Raw genomic sequence first — 22,465 nt, 5'->3', positions numbered from 1 at the left:
CCTTCGTCGGAACTTCCTGACTGACGCCAGATTCGGCAAAACACTACGCCCTCTTTTGTACAGGGGGCTGCCACCATGCAACAGGTCATCACCGCAGATCGCGGGCTCGCACTTTCCTTGGACGGTGCCAGCGAGCCGACGTCGACGACCTGTCTGGCGGTCTCCCGCCTGGGCAGCATCCGGACCGCCGCGGCCACGTTCACGCTGTGGGTGCAGTTGCGCGGCCGCGCCTGGGTGGAGTCCAAGGAAGGGCGCTTCCGTCTGCGCGCCGGCGACTGGATCGCCTTCGACAAGGAATCGCATCCCACCGTACAGGCCGACCGCAGCGCGCTCTGTGTCGGCGTCAGCCTCGATGGCGACAGTCTGCAGTCGCTGGCCGAGTTGACCGACGCCACGTTGTATCCGGGACGCAGCCAGCTGTCGCGTGGCGATCTGCGCATTGCATTGCGTCTGTGGCGTAACGCGGCTGCGCAGAGCGGCGGTGCATCGGCACGCCCGTTGTTGCTGCATCTGGCTGCGATGCAGCGCGACTTCATCGCGCAGGAGCAGCGCTGCCCTGGGCGTTCGCGCAGCCGTCGCCGTCAGGTCTTCGGTCGCATGCAACGCGCGCGGCTGTATCTGGAAGGCAACAGCGACCGCGTGGTGCGCATCGCCGAGCTGGCGCAGCTGACCAACTTCTCCAGTTGGTATGTGTCCAAGACGTTCCAGAGCCTGTACGAGGAAAGCCCGCAGGCCCTGTCGGCGCGCCTGCGCCTGGAACGCGCCTCCGATCTGCTGCGCGATACCTCGATGATGATCGGTGAGGTTGCGGCCGCAAGCGGGTTCGACAATTGCTGCAGCTTTGCGCGTGCATTTCGTGCGCGTTTCGGTGTCTCCGCATCGCATTACCGCGACCAAACGACAAATCCGCCAGATTCGGCAAAGCCACGGAACGTGACGCGCAAAGCGACGATGTTCACGCAATCGTAATTTGCACAGGGGCGCTTAACGCGCCACTAACGAACCCTGGAGAGATTGATGAACCTTCGCACCTCCGCAGTGCGGCTGGGCCTGTTGCCCGCCGGTATTGCGATCGCGTTGACGCCGGCATTTGCCGTCGCGCAAGAATCGACCACCACGCTGGACCGTATCGAGATCACCGGCTCGCGCATCCGCAGCGCCGATGTCGAGACCCAGCAGCCGATTTTGACGCTTGACCGTCAGGCACTGGAAAAGCAGGGTCTGACCTCCGTCGCCGACGTGCTGCAGAACCTGACCTCCGCTGGTTCGCCGGCGATCTCGCGCGCTGATGCGCTGTCGTCGGGCGAAGACGTCGGCGGTTACTACGTCGATCTGCGTAACCTCGGCGCGCAGCGTACGTTGGTGCTGGTGAACGGTAAGCGTCTGGGTGCATCGACCTCCGGTCTGCAGGATCTCAGCCAGATTCCGATGTCGGCAATCGAGCGTATCGAAGTGCTGAAGGATGGCGCTTCGTCCATCTACGGTTCCGATGCCATTGCCGGTGTGGTCAACGTCATCACCCGCAAGCGTTTCGACGGCGCTGAAGCCAGCGTGCAGTTCGGCCAGTTCGGTCAGGGCGACGGCGATACCACGCAGTACTCCTTCACTGTCGGTTCGCAGGGCGAGCGCGGCGGCGTGACGCTGTCGGCCGAGTACTCCAAGCAGGATCCGGTGTTCGCCAAGAACCGCTGGTTCAGCCGCGATGGCTCGCGTGGTCCCAACTCCACCCCGAACAGCTGGAGCCCGATCAGCCAGAACGGCTCGTGGTGCAATCCGCTGCAGGTCGACTGCGCAGATCCGGACACCGCGGTGTGGCAGACCCTCAATGCCGGTGGTAACCCGAACAACCCGGCCGACTATCACCCCATCACCCCGGCCGAGTACGCCAACTCGAACCAGCAGATGATGGTGCAGACCGGTATCGAGCGGAAGTCGGTGTTTGCCAACGTCAACTACGACGTTGCCGATGCCATCACCTTCAACGCCGACATCGCTTACAACGAGCGCACGACCGACGGACAGATCGCGGGTTATCCGTACCAGTCCGGTTCGTTCGGCACGCCGCTGGAAGCCGGCAGCGCGTTCAATCCGGTTGGCCAGGACGTCGATTTCCGTCGCCGCCTTTGGGAAGTGCCGCGCGCCACCGAAAACCAGCTCAAGACCCTGCGCTTTGCGCCGACCTTGAGCGGCTACTTCGATCTCGGTGGCAAGACCTGGGACTGGGACGTTGGCGCGTTGTGGAATCGCAACGAGAACACCAAGCGCAGCCGTGGCGACATGAGCCTGATCGCATCGCGTCAGGCACTGGGCCCGTCCTTCATCAACGGCCAGGGCGTTGCACAGTGCGGTGCCGCTGCCAACCCGACCCCGCTGTCGGCGTGCCGTCCGTGGAACCCGTTGCTGCCGTACAACGTTGCAGGTCAGGGCTCGCTCGCCGATCCGGCGTTGCAGGAATTCCTGTTCCCCACCTTCACCGACACCGGCCTGACCAAGACCACCAGCTTCACTGCCAACCTGTCCGGTTCGATCGTTGAACTGCCGGCTGGCGACCTGGGCATTGCGGTCGGCTATGAACACCGCAAGGAAGAAGGCCGCTTCTCTCCTGACGCATTCGCGCAGTCGGGCGAGAGCACGGGCCTGGGTGCCAAGACCACGCAGGGTGAGTACTCGCTGGACGAGGTCTACCTCGAATTGAATGTGCCGCTGCTGAGCGACGTCGCATTCGCCAAGGAACTGACCTTCAACGCTGCGACGCGTTACTCGGACTACAGCAACTTCGGCGACACGCTGAACTCCAAGTTCGGCCTGACCTGGCGTCCGCTGGAAGACCTGCTGGTGCGTGCGACCTATGCGGAAGGCTTCCGTGCGCCGACCATCAGCGATCTGTACGGCGGCCTGAGCAGCAGCTTCGAGGATTACATCGATCCCTGCGGCGTCGGTGCTCCGAACAGCGTCAATGGCAATGCAGCCTGCACCAATGCCGGCGTACCGTTGGGCTACACCCAGCTGGGTCAGGGCTTCGTGCCTTGCACGACCTACCCGTGCCAGACGCCTGACGAATTCGTCAGCGGTGCCAACCCGAACCTGAAGCCGGAAACCTCCACCAGCAAGACCGCTGGTCTGGTGTGGAGCCCGCGTTGGGTGCAGGGCCTGGATATCTCGCTGGATTGGTACCGCTACGAGATCAACGACATGATCATCGCCGATAGCGTCGACCGTATCCTGCGCGACTGCTACGTGCTGGGCAATTCGGAGCGCTGCGCAGGCGTGACGCGTGCAGCCGACGGCCATATCTCCTCGATGACCTACGGCGTGGCCAACCTCGGCCAGATGGAAACCGAAGGCTACGACCTGGGCGTGAAGTACCGTTTGCCGGAAACTGCAATCGGCTCTTTCACCCTGGATTGGCAGACCAGCTACGTCAGCAAGTACGACGAAGCCGGCCAGGACAGCGCGGGCAACGCCATCATGATCGGCCGCGTCGGCGAGCCGGGCATCTTCCGCGTGCGTTCCAACGTTGGCGTGAACTGGGCGCTGGGTGATTTCGGCGTCAACTACACCCTGCGTTACTACTCGGGCATGAAGGAAAGCTGCATCACGCTGGCCGAGGGCTATTGCGACGCCCCCGACCATTTCGCCAACGGCGAATCCGATCCGCTGCGCCACACCGGTTCCAACACCTTCCACGACCTGCAGGTCAACTGGAAGGCACCGTGGGATGCAACGATCGCACTCGGCGCGAACAACGTGTTCGATCACCGCGGTCCGCTGCAGTACTCGGCACCGAACAGCAGCTTCGCCTATTACGGCGGCTTCGAAATCGGTCGCTTCGTGTACATGAAGTACACCCAGCGTTTCTGATCCATCGACGCGCTGTAGCATGAGGGACGGGCCGCAAGGCCCGTCCTTTTTTTATGGTGAGGTGGATGCGATGCAGGCCTCTGCGGCCCTCATGATCAAAGCGACCGTGCCGACGGTCAGCCGACGCCACTGCCATCACTGATGACATCTGCACTGATGTGGCAAGCCGCCGATCGGAAAGGAGGTGCCGGCTGCACTTCAGCGGCTGCGTTTCAATGCGGCCTTGCTGCAGTGGTGCGGCAAAAAAAAACGCGGCTTTCGCCGCGTTTTTTTTTCATTCACAGGCAGCTCAAGCCTCAGCAAGCCCCAGCAAGGTATCGGCCTGTTCGCGCCAGGTTGGCAGGCGGGCGAGCACGCCGACCTTGGACAGGTACTCTTCGTCCACGGTTTCGCCGCTGGCCAATGCGGTCGCCACATGCACCGCGCCGGTCACCCAGAAACTGCGCAGGCTGGAGCGCTGCGGGTGGCGATGGAAGGCCACCGCTTCGATGATCGGCATCGGCAGGCCCCACAGGCCGAGCAGGTAAGCACCGGCTTCGGTATGGCCCAGGCGGTCGTCGCCGCCTTCCAGCGGCGGCTCGCGCTCGTCGCGCACGCCGGGCAGCAACAAGCCGATATCGGCCAGCAGCGCGGCGGTGGAGCCCAGTTCTGCGCTGGTCGGCGGCAACACCTTGGCGGCCAGTCGCGAGGAGAGCAGGGCGCGGCGCTGCATCGCATTGCGCTCGGCCGGGGTCAGCGTCTGCACCGAGAACACTTCGCTGGCCAGGACCAGGTCGCGCAGCGTGGCCACGCCCAGGCGGGTCACTGCCGTGCGCAGATCGGTGATGCTGCGGCCGCCGGAGAAGAATGCGGAATTGCACAGCTGCAGCACCTTGGCGGCAATCGCCGGATCGCCGGCGATCAGCTTGGCGATATCGGCCGCGTCGGCGCCATCGTCTTCTTCCAGTGCATGCATCAGGCTCAGATACAGATGCGGCGGCGACGGCAGTTTTTCGATCCGGCCAATGGCGGCGCGCAAGCGCGGATTGCCGAGCAGATCGCGCAGTTCTTCCAGGCTGGTGATGGCTTCGAGCAGGACTTCCGGGGCCAGCGGCACCGGCAGGAAGCGGTGCGCCACGCCAATGATGCGAGCCGGCGGGGTGCGCTGACCATCCTGGGCATCGATCAGGGCGATGCGGATGGTGTCCGGGCGCAGCGTACGGATCTGCCCCAGCAACGTGGCGGACGTGAGATCGGGCAGGACGGGGGCGACAATGACCGCGTCGAACGGCGATAACGCGGCCGCCTCGATCGCCGAATTGCCGTCGGCCACCTGCTGCACCTGCCACTGATCACCCAGATCGGCGACATAGTCGCTCAATTCGGACGGAAGACTGGCTTCGTCCCCAACAAACAGAATACGCAAGACACTTCCCCAAGAGTCACCGGTGACAGACACCGGCCAAACGCTGTCGGCAATGTACCCAATCTGCCGCCGGCGGTCACCGGGATCACGCCGGAAGCGTGATCCCGATCGCCCCGCGGTTGCTGGGCTGCGTCACGGTCGTTGGATCAGGGTGCGTCGGAATTATAGCGTTCCACCGACTCCACCAGGATGCGCTTGGCCTCGGCCGCGCCGCCCCAGCCATCCAGCTTGACCCACTTGCCCTTCTCCAAGTCCTTGTAATGCTCGAAGAAATGGCCGATGCGCTCCATCCAGTGGCTGGACACCTGGTTGATGTCCTCGATATGCGCGTAGCCGGAGAAGATCTTCTCGATCGGCACTGCCAGGATCTTTTCGTCGCTGCCGGCCTCATCGCTCATGCGCAGTACGCCCACCGGACGGCAACGCACCACCGAGCCAGGCACCAGCGGCAGCGGCAGCACCACCAGCACGTCGGCCGGGTCGCCGTCGCCGCACAGGGTGTTGGGCACATAGCCGTAATTGCAGGGGTAACGCATCGGGGTGGACAGGATGCGGTCGACGAAGATCGCGCCGCTGGCCTTGTCCACCTCGTACTTGACCGGCTCCGAATCCTTCGGAATTTCGATGACGACGTTGATTTCTTCCGGCAGATTCTTGCCGGAGGTGACCAGTTCAAGACCCATGCGCGTAACTCCCGAGGCGTCATCTAGTGTGTGGAGCGCGATTCTACGCGTTCGGCTGTTGCGGTGCAGCGACACTGAATGGGCAATGTTCTGACCGCCGTGTGCGGCATAGCCCGCATTCATCCCGGGAAGGTCCCCGATCGTCGCGCCCCGCGGCGCGGCGCACGCTGCAGACTCCTCCACTGCTCGGGAACTGCCATGTTCAAGCCTGTGCGTTTGCTCGTTGTGCTGCTGCTCTCCGGTGCCTGCCAGCTCGCCTCTGCGGCGACGCCGGCGCCGACCTTCGTCGATGCGGTGGACTGGCCCGCCAATGGCGAAGGCTGGGAAGCCTTTGTCGATCTGGAGCAGCGGCTGGAACAGGATTTCGACAACATCTGTGGCGACACCTTTTGCGGCGGCGAGTTCAGCGACTACCAGCCGCTGCGCTTGCGTTGCTCGGTGCATCGGGTCAGCGGGGTAGTGCGCAGCTGCATCTGGACCTTCGGGGCCAGCGAGGTCAGCGTCGACCCCGGCAGCGGGTACCTGCGCTCGGACAGTCGGGTCTGGCGCTGCACGGCGCCGGTGAAGGCAGGGACGCGTCTGGACGAGATGTACCGCACCCTGGCGGTGAACAATCCGCTGTTCGAGCCACTGCCCGGTGGGGCGCCACCGATCTATGACGGCTTGATCGGTTGCCTCTGAGGAACGCTTGCACCGCAAGCCGTGGCGCGGTGTGTTGCCCGGTGCAGCGATTGCATGCGGGCGCCGGACCTGCCCGGCGTCGGCACGTGCGAGCCGATACGGCACGCGGGATCATTACCGCAGGCCTGTCGCGTGTCAGTAGCAGGCCGGCACGCGGCGCACACCGGCGCACGGCCCCGGGGTACGGCGCCTGGGCCCCGGAACGTGAGTCGGCACGTTCCGGGGCCGGCTTCCATCAGCTTCGATCGACCCGCGGCTTGCGATAGGTCGGTCTCAAAGCAGCGGCACCAGCAGCAGGGCCACGATGTTGATGATCTTGATCAGCGGATTGATCGCCGGTCCGGCGGTGTCCTTGTACGGGTCGCCCACCGTGTCGCCGGTGATGGCGGCCTTGTGCGCCTCGCTGCCCTTGCCGCCGAAGTGGCCGTCTTCGATGTACTTCTTGGCGTTGTCCCAGGCCCCGCCGCCGGTGGTCATCGAAATCGCCACGAACAGGCCGGTCACGATCGTGCCGATCAACAGGCCGCCCAGGGCACGCGGGCCGAGCAGCAGCCCGACCACCACCGGCACCACCACCGGCAGCAGCGAAGGCAGGATCATTTCGCGGATCGCCGAGCGGGTCAGCATGTCGACTGCGCGGTCGTATTGGGGCTTGGCGGTGCCGGCCATGATCCCGGGAATCTCGCGGAACTGGCGACGCACTTCTTCGACCACGGCGCCTGCCGCGCGTCCCACCGCTTCCATCGCCATCGCGCCGAACAGATACGGGATCAAGCCGCCGATCAACAAGCCGATGATCACGCTGTGGTCGGACAGATCGAAGGCGAAGACCTCGCCAGGATTGGCCGCCTGCAGGTTGTGCGTGTAGTCGGCAAACAGCACCAGCGCGGCCAGTGCAGCCGAGCCGATCGCATAGCCCTTGGTGACCGCCTTGGTGGTGTTGCCCACCGCATCCAGTGGGTCGGTGATGTTGCGCACCTCCGGCGGCAGCTCGGCCATCTCGGCGATGCCGCCGGCGTTGTCGGTGATGGGCCCGTACGCATCCAGCGCCACGATCATGCCGGCCATCGACAGCATTGCCGTCGCTGCGGTTGCAATGCCGTACAAACCGCCAAAATGAAACGCGCCCCAGATTGCCGCGCACACCGCGATGACCGGCAGCGCGGTGGATTTCATCGAGACGCCCAGGCCGGCAATGATGTTGGTGCCGTGGCCGGTGGTGCTTGCGGCGGCCACGTGCTGCACCGGCTTGTACTGGGTGCCGGTGTAGTACTCGGTGATCCAGACGATCAGGCCGGTAAGCACCAGGCCGATCAATGCGCAGGCGTACAAGGCCGTGGCGCCATGCGTGTTGTCGCGCATCAGCGACTGGGTGATCGGCCAGTAGGCGAGTGCGGCCAAGACGCCGGAAACGACCACGCCTTTGTAGAGCGCGCCCATGATCGAGCCGCCCGCTTTGACCTTGACGAACGAGGCGCCCACGATCGACGCGATGATGGAGACGCCGCCCAGCACCAGCGGGTACAGCACTGCGTGCGGCCCGGTTTCACTCAACGTCAGGCTGCCGAGCAGCATCGTGGCGATCACGGTGACCGCATAGGTTTCAAACAGATCCGCCGCCATGCCGGCGCAGTCGCCAACATTGTCGCCCACGTTGTCGGCGATCACCGCCGGATTGCGCGGGTCGTCCTCGGGGATGCCCGCTTCCACCTTGCCGACCAGGTCTGCGCCCACATCCGCACCCTTGGTGAAAATGCCGCCACCCAGGCGCGCGAAGATCGAAATCAGCGACGAACCGAATGCCAGCCCCACCAGCGCATGCAGGTTGCGCTCCAGCGGCAGTCCCATCGCTTGCAGCAGCGCGTAATAACCGGCCACCCCGAGCAACCCCAGCCCCACCACCAGCATGCCGGTGATGGCGCCGCCGCGGAACGCCACATCCATCGCACGGCCGATGCCATGGCGTGCGGCCTCGGCCGTGCGCACGTTGGCGCGTACCGACACGTTCATGCCGATATAGCCGGCCAACCCGGATAGCACCGCACCAATCGCAAACCCGATAGCGGTGTACCAACTCAGAAACAGCCCGACCAGGACGAACAGCACGCCGCCGGCAATCGAAATGGTGAGGTATTGCCGGTTGAGATACGCGCGTGCACCTTCCTGGATCGCGGCGGCGATCTCCTGCATGCGTGCGTTGCCGCTCGGCTGCGCGATCACCCAGCGTGCCGATACACCGCCATAGACGATTGCCAGGACCGCACATCCCAGCGCAAGTGGTAACCCGTAGTGTTCCAGCATGACCCCTCCCAGAGAATGGATGTCGTCCGGTCGGGACGAACCAAGGGCGATGCACGCAGCGAGTGGGGTGGCGAATACGGACTCGACGGCCATGGAGGCCGCAATGCGCGTCGCGATGTTCGGGTGGCCGGATTGCGGGCGAGTATGCGCCGCGGCCTGCGCCGCTGCCACCACTGCGGCTTTGGCGCGTCGTTCAGTCGCGGCATGACAGCCTGCGGCCAACGTGATCGAGCCGATCCAGGAGTGACGATGTCCAACCATGCCGCGTCAACATATGCCGTGACCATCGCTGCAGTGCTGCTCAGCGCCCATGCGCTCGCTGCCGACCCGACGCCGGAGCTGAAACAGCGCCCGGCCGGCACCGCGCAAGCGGTCGGTGCCGTGCACACCCTGCGCCAGATTCCAGAAGCCTGTGCGCGCCTGGAAGGCGTGTTCACCGGCAATGCTGCGCAGCCGTATACCTTGTCGGTGGTGCGCAGCAGTCCCACCTGCCAGCCACGCGCCCGCTTCGTGGATTTCGCCAAGGCCACGCCCAGCGTCGCATCGGGCTGGATCTACAACGACGTGATCCGCGTCCCCAGCGCAGCCTGCCCCGCGCAGCAGGCGGTAGTGCGCATCTGGCGCAAGCCTGTGGATGCCAAGCCGCAGCTCGATGGCCAAGGCCAGTCGCGCATCTATCTGGAAGATGCCAAGCAACAGGCTGCCGCCGGAAAGATCCCGCAAGTGCCGATGTTTGCTGCGCAGATGACGCTGGAAGGCAAGGCCTGTCAGTAAGAGCGGCGAGCAAGCCTGCTTAACAGTAGTCAGACGGAGGCGGCCGGGCTCGTGAGTTGCATATGCCACTTGCATAACTGAGTTGCCGCTCGTCATCTGTATCTAGGCAGATGCTTGCTACTTTTCTCAGCCGCTATAAGCTAGTAGATGTCGCTGACGACACGGTTGCGCACTCGCCAGACGGACGCTGCTGCTATTTGGTGAGGCATTTAGAAGAAGCTGAGTTTCCCGTTTTTTCAGAACCTATAACGTGCAGGAGAGGTTAATCGAATCATGTAGTCTGCCAGCGTTGCGTTTGATGCTGTAGCTGTGCAACATCACTGCAATGAGCTGTAAGCCGAACACCAGCCCGAACTCGGGGATTGCCTCAATGGAATGCATGCCGCAATCACCGCCAGTAGCAGTAGCAGCACGGTCATACCAGTCGGGTTGAAGATCGTCTGGTCAGCTATCGTAATTCTGCCGTCAGTTTGTCCTGGTTGCGCAACTTTTTTCCAGGCAATCGCTGAATGTGCAATCCACACTATCAGTAGTGCCGCAACGGAAAAATGCAGCACTGCACCGACAATGGTCACAGAATGTGCAAGCTTAAGCAGGGCAGTGAAGGCTGTACGGTATCCTAAGACAAGCAGACTGGCGGTGAGGGCGAGCCTCAAGACAGCGACGATCAGGAGATTGTGCGGGTTCTCGGCTGACCAATACCAATGTGCATCACGGGGGAAGATCGCTCTATCCACTGCATGACTCCTATGAGGTGCGACTCACCTACCTACGCAGCAACTAAGCGTTATGCGGCATGCCACGGCGGTACGCGATGAGGCAGATCCGTGCAAAGGGCTGTGCCGACGCTGCATTGGATCAGTATGAGTAGGCGGCAGTAAAGGTGCTAGTAGATGGATCGAGCAGCAGCCAAAAATCAATTGGTCTGCCATAGTTGCAGAAGATGGATGTGAGTTGTTTTAAAAGGGATCAGTTCGTAATGACCTCCGCAAACTTAGGCAGGGCTTGAAGGGAGGATTGGAGAAGGGGCAATAATGCTGTGATCCATCAATCAATAGGCTTTGAAGATTGGCTCTGAGCAGTTCTGATATATCACCTTGCATTCATTCACAGAGTTTTCCTTTACGCAGTCTGAAATGGCGGCTTTACTTGCAGCCTCTATCGAAGGGCCGGCAGAGTAACTGGTTAGTATATTTCCGATTTGTGTGGGAGATCCGGTCCGCGCAGGTTCAGAGATTGCTGCGCAGCGATTTTCGTAGGCGTAAACCACGCGGTAATTTGCTTTTCTTTGGCTTGTTTGTCTGCATTTGTCCAATGCAACTTTCTCGGCATCTGCTTTCTTGATTTTTCCGGTCGATACGCCGAAGTTATTATTATTGTCATTGGCGATTGCTCCCCAGGTTTTTATCCATTTCCCGCTGGGGCGGGGCTCCTGCTGGATTTCATTTCCTTGCGGACTAGGTGCGCAAGCTACAGCCCCTTGCCCTCCGATTTGATATTGCCCCACTGGACAGCCTTGCGCCCAGGCAGATATCGGGACAAGCAAGTTCAGAATTGCTAATAAGAGGGTGGTCCTCATGGCAGCGTTACCTATTATTGACAAATAAAATGAGTGGCGAATCGACTAAATACTCTGATCGCTACCTCGTGTCGCTTGTCCGCGTGAGCCTATCGGGGTTGATGCTTGAGTTGGAACCTCGCCTGTGATTCTCGCTGTCTGATTTGCAGAGTTTTCTCCCCTACTTATTTGCTGTTGATCGCCCCTCGCTATCTGCTGAAGCATATACGATCCAGCCGGCTGCCCCTGGGGTCCGGGGCTTGCTGCAGTCCCAAACGCCGAGTAGGCCATGAACGTGCCCATATTGCCCTGCCATAGGGCGGCGGCGATGGTGGGGACGGTGACGATGAGCAAGGTCATGATCAGGCCGATGCCGCCTTGTTGCAGGGCCTGGCTGGACAAGCCTTCGGCATCGCCGAATTTAATGAACTTGACCGCCCAGTAGGCCGCGGCCACCTTCGCGGTGAACTTGAGCACCATGGCCGTGACCACCGACAGCATGGCCATCGAGAACAAGGTACCAATGACGTAGAACAACCACTTCTTAAACAGGTCCTTAGTCTGGTCGAAGACCAGCGCCAGGATGAAGATGGGCCCGATGCCGATCAGGAAAGCCATGGTGAACTTGAACAGCAGTAGCATCGCCCCCGCGGCCATCGGTGGGCTGGCGGTACCGAAGCCCGCCAGCATCACGGCCCTGCCTTTTTTCTCCAGCATCTCAGGCTCGCTGGCATCCACCCTGACGGCATCCAGCGCCGCCAAGGCGATCTGGGTGTAGGCCAGGTTGTCATCGATGGCATCCTCGGCAGTGCTGCCGTCGTCACCGGTGAACAGACCGTGGATTTCCTTATCCAGGCTCTGGGTCATCGTCTGATGCAGCATGGCCCCGTTGGCCCCGACCACCGAGGCCACGCTAATGATGATGGCGACCTTGGCCGCCTTGATCATGGTGGCCATTGCACTCTCGCGCGATTGCCCGGTGGCGATGCGGTAGCCCAGAATCAGGATCCAGAGCGTGGTTACCGTCAGCGCGATCGTGCTGACCCACTTCATGGTTTCCTTCATCAAATCGAGGCCGAACTGCTGTATTTCCCGGTTGAAATAATCGCTGACCAGTTTGAAGAAAACGAAGTCGCCGAGGTTGGCGTCCGCCAGCGGCTGCAACCGGCTTGTCGCACGCGGCGCACACCGGGCTGCCGACAGTCGGCATTGGGGCAGTCATGGGTGCGACTCGCCCGATCATGGCCTTACATTACACGTGCAGGCGATTGCTGGGTCATTTCCGCCTGCGACCGCTGAGCGTCCAGTGCGCGAGAGTGCTGCTCGCTCTCTTGCAGCGGCGGCACGTCAGCCGACAGGTCCACCTTGGCGCGGAAGCCCGGCGTGTTGCCGATGATCCACGCATTGCCGTCTTGTACGGTCACACTGCGCAGCTGGTTAACGTCCACGATGCCAGCGCGTTTGGCCTCGACGGTGGCATGCATGGCTACGGCGTCGGGTGTGCCTTCCGGCAACTTGCTGTGGATGGAGCGGTACAACGGATCATTGGACACGGCCGCCGCGCCCGGATCTACGCAGCGCTCGGGGGTATTGCCCAGCGGCAGCTTCCAGCCTGGAGCCACATGCACCGGCTTGTCTTCGCGCTCCATGCGCTGTTGCGTTTCTTTCCAGCGCTCGGCCGCCATCTCAGCCGCGCCGGCACCGGGGGCGAGGGGGCCGCGCAGATGATTGATGCCATCTGCCACATTCATGGATTGCATGTGGCGTGATGCCAGGGTCAAGCCGTCCCGTAGCATGGCCACATCGTCGCGGTACTTGTCGATCATCGGCGCGTACTGCTGCGCCAGTTGCTGTGATTTGGTGTCCTCCAAGACCGAGCGATCCGGCTTGCCGTTGCCATCGACGGGGAGAAAGTTATGGATGCGGTGCGAGTCTCCAAGTGGTTTGGCGACAGCCGGATTGCGGTCATCGAACAGGCTACGGTCATTGGCGTAACCGGCCTTCTGCAAGGCCGCGACTTCTTGTGGCGTGGCGTAAATCCTGACCTGTCCATAGTGCTTGCTGGCAGCACTGACGGCGTCGCCCGCCATTACGTGGTTGATGACATCGGTGCCGCCTTCGGGAATGCGCCGGTCCAGGCTGACTGCGCCGTAGGCGTTGAAGGTCTCGCCCTTGAGGCCGAAGTGGTGGGCGGTGACTTGTGCCAAGTCGCCGCCGAGGGAGTGGCCGGTAACTGTGACCTGGGGAGGCTTACCGCCCTTGCCCAATTCGTGGGCATAGTCGAGCGCATAGCGGGTCAACTCAAGTGCCTCGGCAGCTTGCTTGTTGTAGCGTGCCGTAACCATGCCGCCATCGGTGTACAGGCCATCTTCTTTGAGCTGTCGCTCGGTTTCTGTTCCACGGTGAGAGACGATGATCTCTTTTGTATCGACTCGCTGATAGACGATGCCTTGATAGCCGGATGGGCTATTTGCATATTTGAGTCGCTTATAAATATTCCCGCCAACGTTTACAGGGTCGCTGTTCTCTCCCGCCCCTTTCGGCTCGTCGTATACATCTCTCGAAAGCACAGCGTACTGCTGGCTAGTGAGGCTCATGGGTTCACCTTGGCAGTAGTCAGGGTGACCTTGAAAGTGTTTTCCCGCGCATCATCATTAAATTGATCAAGCCTGCCTTCGCCGCCGTCAGGAAAATCATCCATATCTGCTTGCGGGTAACGCTCTTTCCAAAAGTAGGTAATCTTGGGTGCTGAGCTATAAATCTCGTTTTTGAACAATGTAGGTTGGAATCGGGTTTCTTCTTTTTTTCCAGTGGCTCTCAATGAGATTCCAACTCCATTGAGTTCGAAGTTGCAAACGCCTTTGCCGTAATAGTCTCCATTGACCATGCCATCGGCATAGATGCTTGCCACATACGTCGTGTCACTGGTTTTGTCGAAATGGATGGGGATTGCATCCTCTTTTTGCTTTGTCGACATTCCCAGCGAACGATCAAAAGGTGTGCACGCATCGCGGTTGATCATTTCGTAAAACGCCGTGCCGGAGATCCATTCGAACGGCCCTGGCGCATCTTCAATCGTCATGGTGATGCGATACGCCTGCGCAGGATGCGGGTTCTTCTGGTAGACCGGATCGCTGGTCGTCGCGTCGGATTTTGAGGATGGGGCAGTCATGGGCTGGCATCCTGCAAGGAAAAAAGGAAAAAAGAAAATGAAGCAGCTGACAGTCTTGAATATCATAGCCTAGCTTCTGTTGTTGGCGTGCACTTAATAGTGAGGGGCACGGCGTAGGATGCGAAGCTTGCTCCCTAGCGATCCACTCTGCCGCCGCGATGCATCAGTTCGACAACCAAGACAACTGATAGCAAGTAGTTCAGTCAATAGGCAATCTATCATGGTACTAGCTGCTAAAAGACCCGCGATTCTTTAAACTGCATATTCCGGCTGTAGTAAATTCAAACTACTGCACGGTCCGCTTGTTGAACTCTGCGGGTTGCCATGGCGATGGGCGGTGGAGCAAGCGCGGGGAAACATGTCAACCGACGCCACGTTGAAGCGGTACGGGTTGAAAGCTTTAAAGGTATCGGTGGCTAGATCGATAGGGAGCTAGTCATCAGTCATCACCCAAGCGTGCAAAGTGAAGGGGTAGTTGTGTAGTAGGGGCCACTTCGTAGTGACCGTCTGCATTAGACTGAGCTGCTTACTGAGGAACAGAAGATCACATAAAAAACAGTAAAAAATTTACGATTTCAGTGGATGTCTTTGATTGAAGGCATGTCGTGATTTGCTGGCAAGTTAGTATTTTTTAAATATGGGCTTCGTACATTCTGTATAGATGGATCTGCATTTCGCGGCTGGGTTATTCTTTTTGCAGAAAGATAGTGCGTTAGTATTAGCCATTTCTTCAGTTGGAGCCCCCGCGTATGCCATGACGCCTGGAATGGCCTTTTCATCACGGTAAGGCTCTACAATTGCGGCGCATTGATTGTAATAGGTGAACTCAATTTTGCACTCTTGATTGCTTTGTTCTTTACACTTTAACAGAGCGGCATCTTGAGCACTTTTTTTCCCCCTTTCGCCTACTGAGACACCTAGATTATCGCCGCCGTCGCTTGCAATTGCCCCCCAGGTATTAATCCACTTTCCGATCGGTCTCGGTTGTTTCTGCACCGAATCTCCTTGAGGGATTGGCGCGCAGGCAGCGGCTCCCTGTCCGCCTATCGGGAATTGACCTGGCGGGCATCCTTGCTCCGCATTAGTCTCGGGAATTCCGAGTGTAGATAGCGCGATGCCAACCAAGATAAATCTGGCTAAATAAGTCATTTAAAATTATCTCCTGACCACGTTGGGAACTTAACCTTGGTCACGGGTATTCTGCGCAGCAAGTCCTCTTGAGCCAACTGCAGCGGCTTCGGGCTGTTCCGACCGTGCTATAGACTTAGTTGCTGCTTGGATAGTGTTGCTCTGTCCGCCTTCAACTGATGTCTGATTGTTTTGTCTATGCTGCGGAATATACGACCCAGCCGGCTGCCCCTGGGGTCCGGGGCTTGCTGCAGTCCCAAACGCCGAGTAGGCCATAAACGTGCCCATATTGCCCTGCCATAGGGCGGCGGCGATGGTGGGGACGGTGACGATGAGCAAGGTCATGATCAGGCCGATGCCGCCTTGTTGCAGGGCCTGGCTGGACAAGCCTTCGGCATCGCCGAATTTAATGAACTTGACCGCCCAGTAGGCCGCGGCCACCTTCGCGGTGAACTTGAGCACCATGGCCGTGACCACCGACAGCATGGCCATCGAGAACAAGGTACCAATGACGTAGAACAACCACTTCTTAAACAGGTCCTTGGTCTGGTCGAAGACCAGCGCCAGGATGAAGATGGGCCCGATGCCGATCAGGAAAGCCATGGTGAACTTGAACAGCAGTAGCATCGCCCCAGCGGCCATCGGTGGGCTGGCGGTACCGAAGCCCGCCAGCATCACGGCCCTGCCTTTTTTCTCCAGCATCTCAGGCTCGCTGGCATCCACCCTGACGGCATCCAGCGCCGCCAAGGCGATCTGGGTGTAGGCCAGGTTGTCATCGATGGCATCCTCGGCAGTGCTGCCGTCGTCACCGGTGAACAGACCGTGGATTTCCTTATCCAGGCTCTGGGTCATCGTCTGATGCAGCATGGCCCCGTTGGCCCCGACCACCGAGGCCACGCTAATGATGATGGCGACCTTGGCCGCCTTGATCATGGTGGCCATTGCACTCTCGCGCGATTGCCCGGTGGCGATGCGGTAGCCCAGAATCAGGATCCAGAGCGTGGTTACCGTCAGCGCGATCGTGCTGACCCACTTCATGGTTTCCTTCATCAAATCGAGGCCGAACTGCTGTATTTCCCGGTTGAAATAATCGCTGACCAGTTTGAAGAAAACGAAGTCGCCGAGGTTGGCGTCCGCCAGCGGCTGCAACCAGTTCATCCCGCCCTGAAAAAAAACGTCCATTGCTGTCTGCCTATGTACCGTAATGAGGCTTTGGTTGCCTGCTAATTCATTTACTTGGACAGCGCAATCTTCAAAGCAGCTGCCTGGATGACCTGTCCGAGGATGTCGCCCTTGTCACCGTCCAGCGCCCGCTTGGCCAGCAGACTCTGGTCGTCCTTGAGGCCTGCGATGTAAATGTCATAGGCCTTCATCCTGGCTTCCCAGTGGCTGAGTTCCATCGCGTTGCGTGCCGCATAACGCTGAACTTCGTTGTCGTTCGCAGCGAGCGCACCCTGCTTGTCTCCCCCTCCATCGCGCTGGCGTTGCACACGTTCGAAGTCTCTGGAGCGTTCCACAAGGCGCTGGATCATCAAAATCGCCTCGTTGTACTGCGAGTTTTGTGCTACCACAATTTGCTTGCAAATCTCGTTTTGCGTTTTCTGCAAATCATTGCCAGTAAGCGAGCCCAATGAAATCGGCACCATTTTTTCAAAAATGCCCGCAACGCCGGAAGCTCCGGGACAGTAAGCGTCCAGCCCATGACTCAAATCGCGCAAGACGAAGTTGTTTTCCAGTTGGGGCTCATTGAACTGCAGGCGCTGCAATTTGATGAGCTGCTGCTGATAATGCTGCAGTTGCTGTTGATACTGCTTGATCGTCTCGGTCCATCGCTTGGCTTGTTCCGCATATTCCTTGAGGTCCTTTGCCATACCCGTAGGGTTGGTAACGACCACCTGCGCGTTGGCAGGCCCTGCACACAGCCCGATGCTGAGCAGCAGGCCGGCGGCAAGGCGGGAAATCGGATGGCGGAGGAAACATGCGGTCATGGCGAGTCTCGTCTATCTTTTCGGTATAGATTGGGTAGCGGGAACAGTGGCAGCGGGACAGAGGTGAAGGCGGCATACTTGGTCAGCAGACAGCGCTGGCTTTATAGATCATCGGCTCGTCGCGAATGAGTGAGGCTGCTTCCTCATACACAGCGCCCTGCGACAGGGACTGCCGCCTTGGGGCGCGCCTTGGGCGTTGGGGGAGGATTGCCTGCTGGGCCATGATCCTTATGCGCGATGAGGCAGGTTTGGCGCAAACTGTGGCACACACTTAACCAAAATTCTACTAACGAGGTCAGGCTGTACCTCTGGGGAGGGCGCCCAGGCGCGGCCTGGCTTGTTCTGCCCGTTTTTGTAGGGAAATCCCTACAGTCGATCGCGGCAATTGCCTGCGTGGCCCTTTCCTTTGCCAGCCCGGGTCAGTAGACAGCGGGCGCGGCACGGACTCAGCCGGATCGGACGGCAATTCCACACACGTCATTGGCTTCAACAGCCGGAATCGGTTGCATTCCTGCGTCGCCGAGGCGCCGGCGATGCCGCCGGCGCCCCGGCTTCCGGTCGCCCACGTCGACGTTCATCCCGCCCACGTCGGCAGTTTTTTCGCCACCGCCACATTCTTCAACGTCACATATTTCGGCAACCCATCGCTGCCGTAGGCCAGCGGCGCTTCGCCCTTGATCAACGGGGCGAAGTAGCGGCGGGCGCGCTCGGTGATGCCGAAGCCGTCCTTGCGCAGGAAGCTGGGCGGCATCTTCTTTTCGTGGTTGGCCACCTTGTGCAGCGGGGCCGGCACGATCTTCCAGCGGTATGGCGCGTCGCTGACGCGTTCGATCACCGGGATCACCGCGTTCATGCCCTTGAGCGCGTATTGCACCGCGGCCTTGCCGACGGCCTGTGCCTGCTCCCAGTCGGTCTTGGAGGCCAGATGGCGTGCGGAACGCTGCAGGTAATCGGGCAGGGTCCAGTGCACCTTGTAGCCGAGTTCCTGCTTGACCTGCGCGGCCAGGAACGAAGCCACGCCGCCCAGTTGCGCATGGCCGAACGAGTCGGCCGCGCCGCCCGCGTCGGCGACGAAGCTGCCGTGTGCGTCCTGAATGCCTTCGCTTGCGACCACCACACACCAACCGACCTTTTCCACCACCTGCTTGACCTTGGCCAGAAACGCGGCCTGGTCGTAGGCCCGCTCGGGCAGCAGGATGATCTGCGGTGCGTCGTCCGGGCCCTGGCCGGCCAGGCCTGCGGCAGCGGCCAACCAGCCGGCGTGGCGTCCCATCGCCTCGTAGATGAAGACCTTGGTCGAGGTGTCGGCCATGGCGGCGACATCCAGTGCCGCCTCGCGCACCGACACCGCGGTGTATTTGGCCGCCGAGCCGAAGCCGGGGCAGGTATCGGTCACCGCCAGATCGTTGTCGATGGTCTTGGGCACGCCGATGCAGTGCAGCGGGTAGCCATAGGCCTTGGCCAGCTGCGAGACCTTCCAGGCGGTATCGGCCGAGTCGTTGCCGCCGTTGTAGAGGAACCAGCGCACGTCATGCGCACGCAGCACATCGAGCAGGCGCTCGTACTTGGCGCTGTCTTCTTCCAGCGATTTGAGCTTGTAGCGGCACGAGCCAAACGCGCCACCCGGGGTCTGCGCCAGGGCGGCGATCGTGGCGGCAGACTCCTTTGACGTGTCGATCAGCTCCTCGCGCAATGCGCCCAGGATGCCGTTGCGTGCGGCCAGCACCTTGATCTTGCGTGCGCGCGCCTCGGTGATCACGCCGGCGGCGGTGGCGTTGATGACGGCAGTGACGCCGCCGGACTGGGCATACAACAAGTTGCCAGTAGACATAGGGGACGGGCTCCTCGATGGGACATGGCGCAGGGGACAGTGCCGGGACATTCCCCGGATGCGGTAAGCTGCACGACCATACGGTCAGCGCTGGCGAAGACCTGAGTCTAACGCCGCCCACCGCAACGCGTTTTTATTCGAAAGTGGAGTCCACTGATGCGATTGGTTCTGTTGGGACCGCCCGGTTCGGGCAAGGGCACCCAGGCGACACGTCTCAAAGACAAGTTTGAGATCCCGCATATTTCCACCGGCGATCTGCTGCGCGCCGAAGTGGCCGCCGGCTCGCCGCTGGGCCTGAAGGCCAAGGAAGTGATGGCACGCGGTGATCTGGTCTCCGACGAGATCCTGCTCGGCATGCTGGAGGCGCGGCTCGGTCAGGCCGATGTCGCCAAGGGTTTCATCCTCGACGGCTATCCGCGCAACGTGGCGCAGGCCAATGCGCTGGACGACCTGCTCGGCAAGATCGGTCAGCCGCTGGATGCGGTGGTGCAGCTGGATGTGGCCAGCGAATTGCTGGTCGAGCGCATCGCCGGCCGCGCCAAGGCCGAGGGCCGCGAGGACGACAATCCCGAGTCGGTGCGCAAGCGCCTGCAGGTCTATACCGACTCCACGGCACCGGTGATCGGTTTCTACGAACAGCGCGGCAAGCTGGCACGCGTGGACGGCGTGGGCTCGCTGGATGAAGTGCTGGAACGTATCGGCACCGCGCTCGGTCGCTGAGATGGTTCGGGCCGGGCAGTGCGCCCGGTCCATCCGCCGCGCTGGAAGCCGTCGCGGCTTGCATAACGCATTGATTGCGCAAAAGAAAAACCCCGGACGTACAAGACGCCCGGGGCAGAATAACGCCAGCAATGAGCTTGCTCAGAGCTCCACAGCATGAGCTCCCTGGGGATTTGGCCTCTTGGGGAGTAGGACCAAAGGGGTGCTGCGACTGGCGTTCAGCATAGTGATGGATGTGACGCAGTTCGCATATCGGGAAATTCCCGACAGTACGGTAGGTCTTTCCTGACACTGCGCTCGGCAGCGAGGCGGAATGGCCGGCAACTCCGGCGATCGGCGACAATGCGCCCCATGACCAAACTCCACATCCTCGGCATCGCCGGGACCTTCATGGGCGGTGTCGCCGCCCTTGCGCGCGAGCTGGGCTGGCAGGTAGAGGGCAGCGACCAGGCCATCTATCCGCCGATGTCCACCCAGTTGGAAACCCTCGGCATCGCGCTGGCACAAGGCTACGCGCCGTCCAATATTTCGGCCGATGCCAGCGACGTCGTCATCGGCAATGCCCTGTCGCGCGGCAACCCGGCGGTCGAAGCAGTGCTCGATGCCGGCCGTCGCTACAGCTCCGGTGCGCAATGGCTGGCCGAGCAGGTGTTGCCGGGCCGCGACACCCTGGCCGTCGCCGGCACCCACGGCAAGACCACCACCACCACCATCCTGAGCTATCTGCTGGAAGCCGCCAGGCGCGCGCCGGGCTTTCTGATCGGTGGTGTGGCCGAAGACTTCGGGGTGTCGGCGCGGCTGGGCCAGGGACGCGAATTCGTGGTGGAAGCCGACGAATACGACACCGCGTTCTTCGACAAGCGCAGCAAGTTCGTGCATTACCGGCCGCTGGTGGCGATCCTCAACAACCTTGAGTACGACCACGCCGACATCTTTCCGGACGTGGCCGCGATCCAGCGCCAGTTCCATCATCTGGTGCGTACGGTGCCGGCGCGCGGGCGGCTGATCGTCAACGGCGAGGATGCGCGCCTGGCCGAGGTGTTGGCGATGGGCTGCTGGACGCCGGTGGAGCGCTTCGGTTTCGATGCCTCTCTCGAGTGGAGCGCACGCTTGATCGCCGCCGACGGCAGTGCGTTCGCGGTGCTGCAGCGTGGGGTGGAGATCGGCCAGGTGCAGTGGCCGCTGGTCGGGCGGCATAACGTGCTCAATGGATTGGCGGCACTGGCCGCCGTGCATGCGGTAGGCGTGGATCCGGCAACGGTGATGCCGGCGCTGGCGCGCTTTCAAAGTGTCAAACGGCGCTTGGAGCGGTTGGGGCAGGCACGCGAGATCACCGTATACGACGACTTCGCCCATCACCCCACCGCGATTGCGACGACCTTGCAAGGCCTGCGTGCGAAGGTCGGCGCGGCGCGCGTGCTGGTGGCAATGGAGCCGCGCAGCAATTCGATGCGGCTGGGCGCACATGCGCAGGCATTGGCACCATCGTTGCGCGATGCCGATGCGGTGGTGTTTCTGCATCGCCCCGAACTGGCCTGGGACGCCGCACCGATCATCGCGCAGGTGCGCGGTGACGCGCACGTGGCGCATGACGTGGAGGCATTGCTGCAGACACTGGGCGCGATTGCGCAGCCGGGCGACCATGTGGTGTTCATGTCCAATGGCGGTTTCGATGGCGCGCCGCGTCGCTTCCTGGCGCAATTGTCCCCATGACCGGCCTCACGACCACCGCCGACACCAGCGCCTTGCCGCTGTTTCCGCTGCACAACGTGCTGTTGCCGGGTGCGGCAATGGGTTTGCGCGTGTTCGAGCGCCGCTATCTGGACCTGGTGCGCGAGAGCGGCCGCGCCGGCAGCAGCTTCGGTGTGTGCCTGATCCTGGATGGCAGCGAAGTCGGCGTGCCGGCAACACCGGCTGCGTTCGGTACCGAAGTGCGTATCGAGGATTTCGATGTCGGTGCCGACGGCGTGTTGGTGCTGCGCCTGCGTGGCACGCGTCGCTTCCGTGTGCAGCGCTCGCGCATCCGCGACAACGGGTTGGTGGTTGGCGAGGTGAGTTGGTGCGAGCCCGACAGCGATGACGAACTGCGGCCCGAGCATGGCCTGCTGGCGACCGTGCTCGAGCGCATGCTCGAACAGGTCGGCGGCCAATTCGTCTCTGCCGGGCCGGAACTGCTGGACCAGGCGGCATGGGTCGGCTGGCGCCTGGCCGAACTGCTGCCGCTGACCGAGCAGCAGCGTCTGTCGCTGTTGCAGCTGGACGATCCGCATCGGCGCCTGGACCAGTTGCTGGCCTGGATGCCGTGACGCGGTGAACCAAGCGCGCGCGTAACCCGTCACCGCGCTTGCACCCCTGCAACGGCA

General features: G+C 61.4%; 19 protein-coding genes. 7 read left to right on the top strand and 12 right to left on the bottom strand.

The features are described from left to right. Positions 1-75: 75 nt before the first annotated feature. Together ABQ039_RS15885 and ABQ039_RS15880 are read left to right on the top strand one after the other, a co-directional pair. Positions 76-969 carry an AraC family transcriptional regulator gene (locus tag ABQ039_RS15885; protein WP_024940093.1) on the top strand — a complete coding sequence of 298 codons (894 nt, stop codon included), beginning with the start codon at positions 76-78 and terminating at the stop codon, positions 967-969. Positions 970-1,017: 48 nt separating this feature from the next. Next, positions 1,018-3,861: a TonB-dependent receptor gene (locus tag ABQ039_RS15880; RefSeq protein WP_349778672.1), complete on the top strand. Its 2,844-nt coding sequence runs from the start codon at positions 1,018-1,020 to the stop codon at positions 3,859-3,861. Positions 3,862-4,150: 289 nt separating this feature from the next. On the opposite strand, the gene ABQ039_RS15875 is transcribed toward ABQ039_RS15880, so the two are convergent. Further along, positions 4,151-5,299, bottom strand: a complete 1,149-nt coding sequence (locus ABQ039_RS15875) for an HDOD domain-containing protein (protein ID WP_024940091.1) — start codon at positions 5,297-5,299, stop codon at positions 4,151-4,153. A 113-nt stretch (positions 5,300-5,412) separates the two neighbouring features. Next, positions 5,413-5,949, bottom strand: a complete 537-nt coding sequence (gene ppa, locus ABQ039_RS15870; protein ID WP_005990841.1) for an inorganic diphosphatase — start codon at positions 5,947-5,949, stop codon at positions 5,413-5,415. A gap of 198 nt (positions 5,950-6,147) precedes the next feature. On the opposite strand from ppa, the gene ABQ039_RS15865 reads away from it, so the two are divergent. Next, a complete protein-coding gene (locus ABQ039_RS15865) occupies positions 6,148-6,630 on the top strand; it encodes a hypothetical protein (protein WP_184611284.1) in 483 nt (160 codons plus the stop codon). Positions 6,631-6,903: 273 nt separating this feature from the next. Here ABQ039_RS15865 and ABQ039_RS15860 read toward each other — a convergent pair whose 3' ends face one another. Further along, positions 6,904-8,931, bottom strand: a complete 2,028-nt coding sequence (locus tag ABQ039_RS15860; RefSeq protein WP_054593074.1) for a sodium-translocating pyrophosphatase — start codon at positions 8,929-8,931, stop codon at positions 6,904-6,906. 249 nt (positions 8,932-9,180) lie between these two features. On the opposite strand from ABQ039_RS15860, the gene ABQ039_RS15855 reads away from it, so the two are divergent. Then, positions 9,181-9,705, top strand: coding sequence for a hypothetical protein (locus tag ABQ039_RS15855; protein ID WP_054593075.1), 525 nt, complete (start codon positions 9,181-9,183; stop codon positions 9,703-9,705). Between the two features lie 317 nt (positions 9,706-10,022). Here the strand turns inward: ABQ039_RS15855 and ABQ039_RS15850 are convergent, their stop codons facing one another. From ABQ039_RS15850 to ABQ039_RS15810, 9 genes are all read right to left on the bottom strand, one after another. Then, positions 10,023-10,442, bottom strand: coding sequence for a hypothetical protein (locus ABQ039_RS15850; RefSeq protein ID WP_225874103.1), 420 nt, complete (start codon positions 10,440-10,442; stop codon positions 10,023-10,025). 314 nt (positions 10,443-10,756) lie between these two features. Next, positions 10,757-11,284, bottom strand: coding sequence for a DUF4189 domain-containing protein (locus ABQ039_RS15845; protein ID WP_184611282.1), 528 nt, complete (start codon positions 11,282-11,284; stop codon positions 10,757-10,759). Between the two features lie 45 nt (positions 11,285-11,329). Beyond that, a complete protein-coding gene (locus ABQ039_RS15840) occupies positions 11,330-12,427 on the bottom strand; it encodes a type IV secretion system protein (protein ID WP_104568005.1) in 1,098 nt (365 codons plus the stop codon). Positions 12,428-12,510: 83 nt separating this feature from the next. Beyond that, positions 12,511-13,860, bottom strand: a complete 1,350-nt coding sequence (locus ABQ039_RS15835; RefSeq protein ID WP_349777932.1) for a hypothetical protein — start codon at positions 13,858-13,860, stop codon at positions 12,511-12,513. After that, complete coding sequence (locus tag ABQ039_RS15830; protein ID WP_184612116.1) at positions 13,857-14,435, bottom strand: hypothetical protein; 579 nt, start codon at positions 14,433-14,435, stop codon at positions 13,857-13,859. The genes ABQ039_RS15835 and ABQ039_RS15830 overlap by 4 nt, the downstream gene beginning before the upstream one ends. Positions 14,436-15,056: 621 nt before the next feature. Then, the gene (locus tag ABQ039_RS15825) at positions 15,057-15,584 is read right to left on the bottom strand and encodes a DUF4189 domain-containing protein (protein ID WP_080715672.1); all 528 of its coding nucleotides are present in this window, start codon (positions 15,582-15,584) and stop codon (positions 15,057-15,059) included. A gap of 30 nt (positions 15,585-15,614) precedes the next feature. Beyond that, positions 15,615-16,745 carry a type IV secretion system protein gene (locus ABQ039_RS15820; protein WP_349777933.1) on the bottom strand — a complete coding sequence of 377 codons (1,131 nt, stop codon included), beginning with the start codon at positions 16,743-16,745 and terminating at the stop codon, positions 15,615-15,617. Between the two features lie 50 nt (positions 16,746-16,795). Beyond that, the gene (locus ABQ039_RS15815) at positions 16,796-17,551 is read right to left on the bottom strand and encodes a hypothetical protein (protein WP_184608570.1); all 756 of its coding nucleotides are present in this window, start codon (positions 17,549-17,551) and stop codon (positions 16,796-16,798) included. A gap of 574 nt (positions 17,552-18,125) precedes the next feature. Beyond that, entirely contained in the window at positions 18,126-19,382 is a 1,257-nt protein-coding gene (locus tag ABQ039_RS15810; protein WP_046344185.1) for a 6-phosphofructokinase, read from the bottom strand. Positions 19,383-19,538: 156 nt separating this feature from the next. On the opposite strand from ABQ039_RS15810, the gene ABQ039_RS15805 reads away from it, so the two are divergent. From ABQ039_RS15805 to ABQ039_RS15795, 3 genes are all read left to right on the top strand, one after another. Then, entirely contained in the window at positions 19,539-20,102 is a 564-nt protein-coding gene (locus tag ABQ039_RS15805; RefSeq protein WP_024940086.1) for an adenylate kinase, read from the top strand. A gap of 342 nt (positions 20,103-20,444) precedes the next feature. Next, entirely contained in the window at positions 20,445-21,815 is a 1,371-nt protein-coding gene (mpl, locus tag ABQ039_RS15800) for a UDP-N-acetylmuramate:L-alanyl-gamma-D-glutamyl-meso-diaminopimelate ligase (RefSeq protein ID WP_349777934.1), read from the top strand. Beyond that, positions 21,812-22,408 (top strand): LON peptidase substrate-binding domain-containing protein, encoded by a 597-nt coding sequence (locus tag ABQ039_RS15795; RefSeq protein ID WP_349777935.1) that lies wholly within the window; start codon positions 21,812-21,814, stop codon positions 22,406-22,408. Before mpl ends, ABQ039_RS15795 begins: the two co-directional genes overlap by 4 nt. The last annotated feature ends 57 nt before the right edge of the window (positions 22,409-22,465 follow it).

The sequence above is a fragment of the Xanthomonas sp. WHRI 6108 genome (assembly GCF_040202385.2).
Classification (GTDB): domain Bacteria; phylum Pseudomonadota; class Gammaproteobacteria; order Xanthomonadales; family Xanthomonadaceae; genus Xanthomonas; species Xanthomonas arboricola.
The sequence above is the reverse complement of the archived record's forward strand: the minus strand, read 5'-3'. Positions and strand labels throughout refer to the sequence as shown.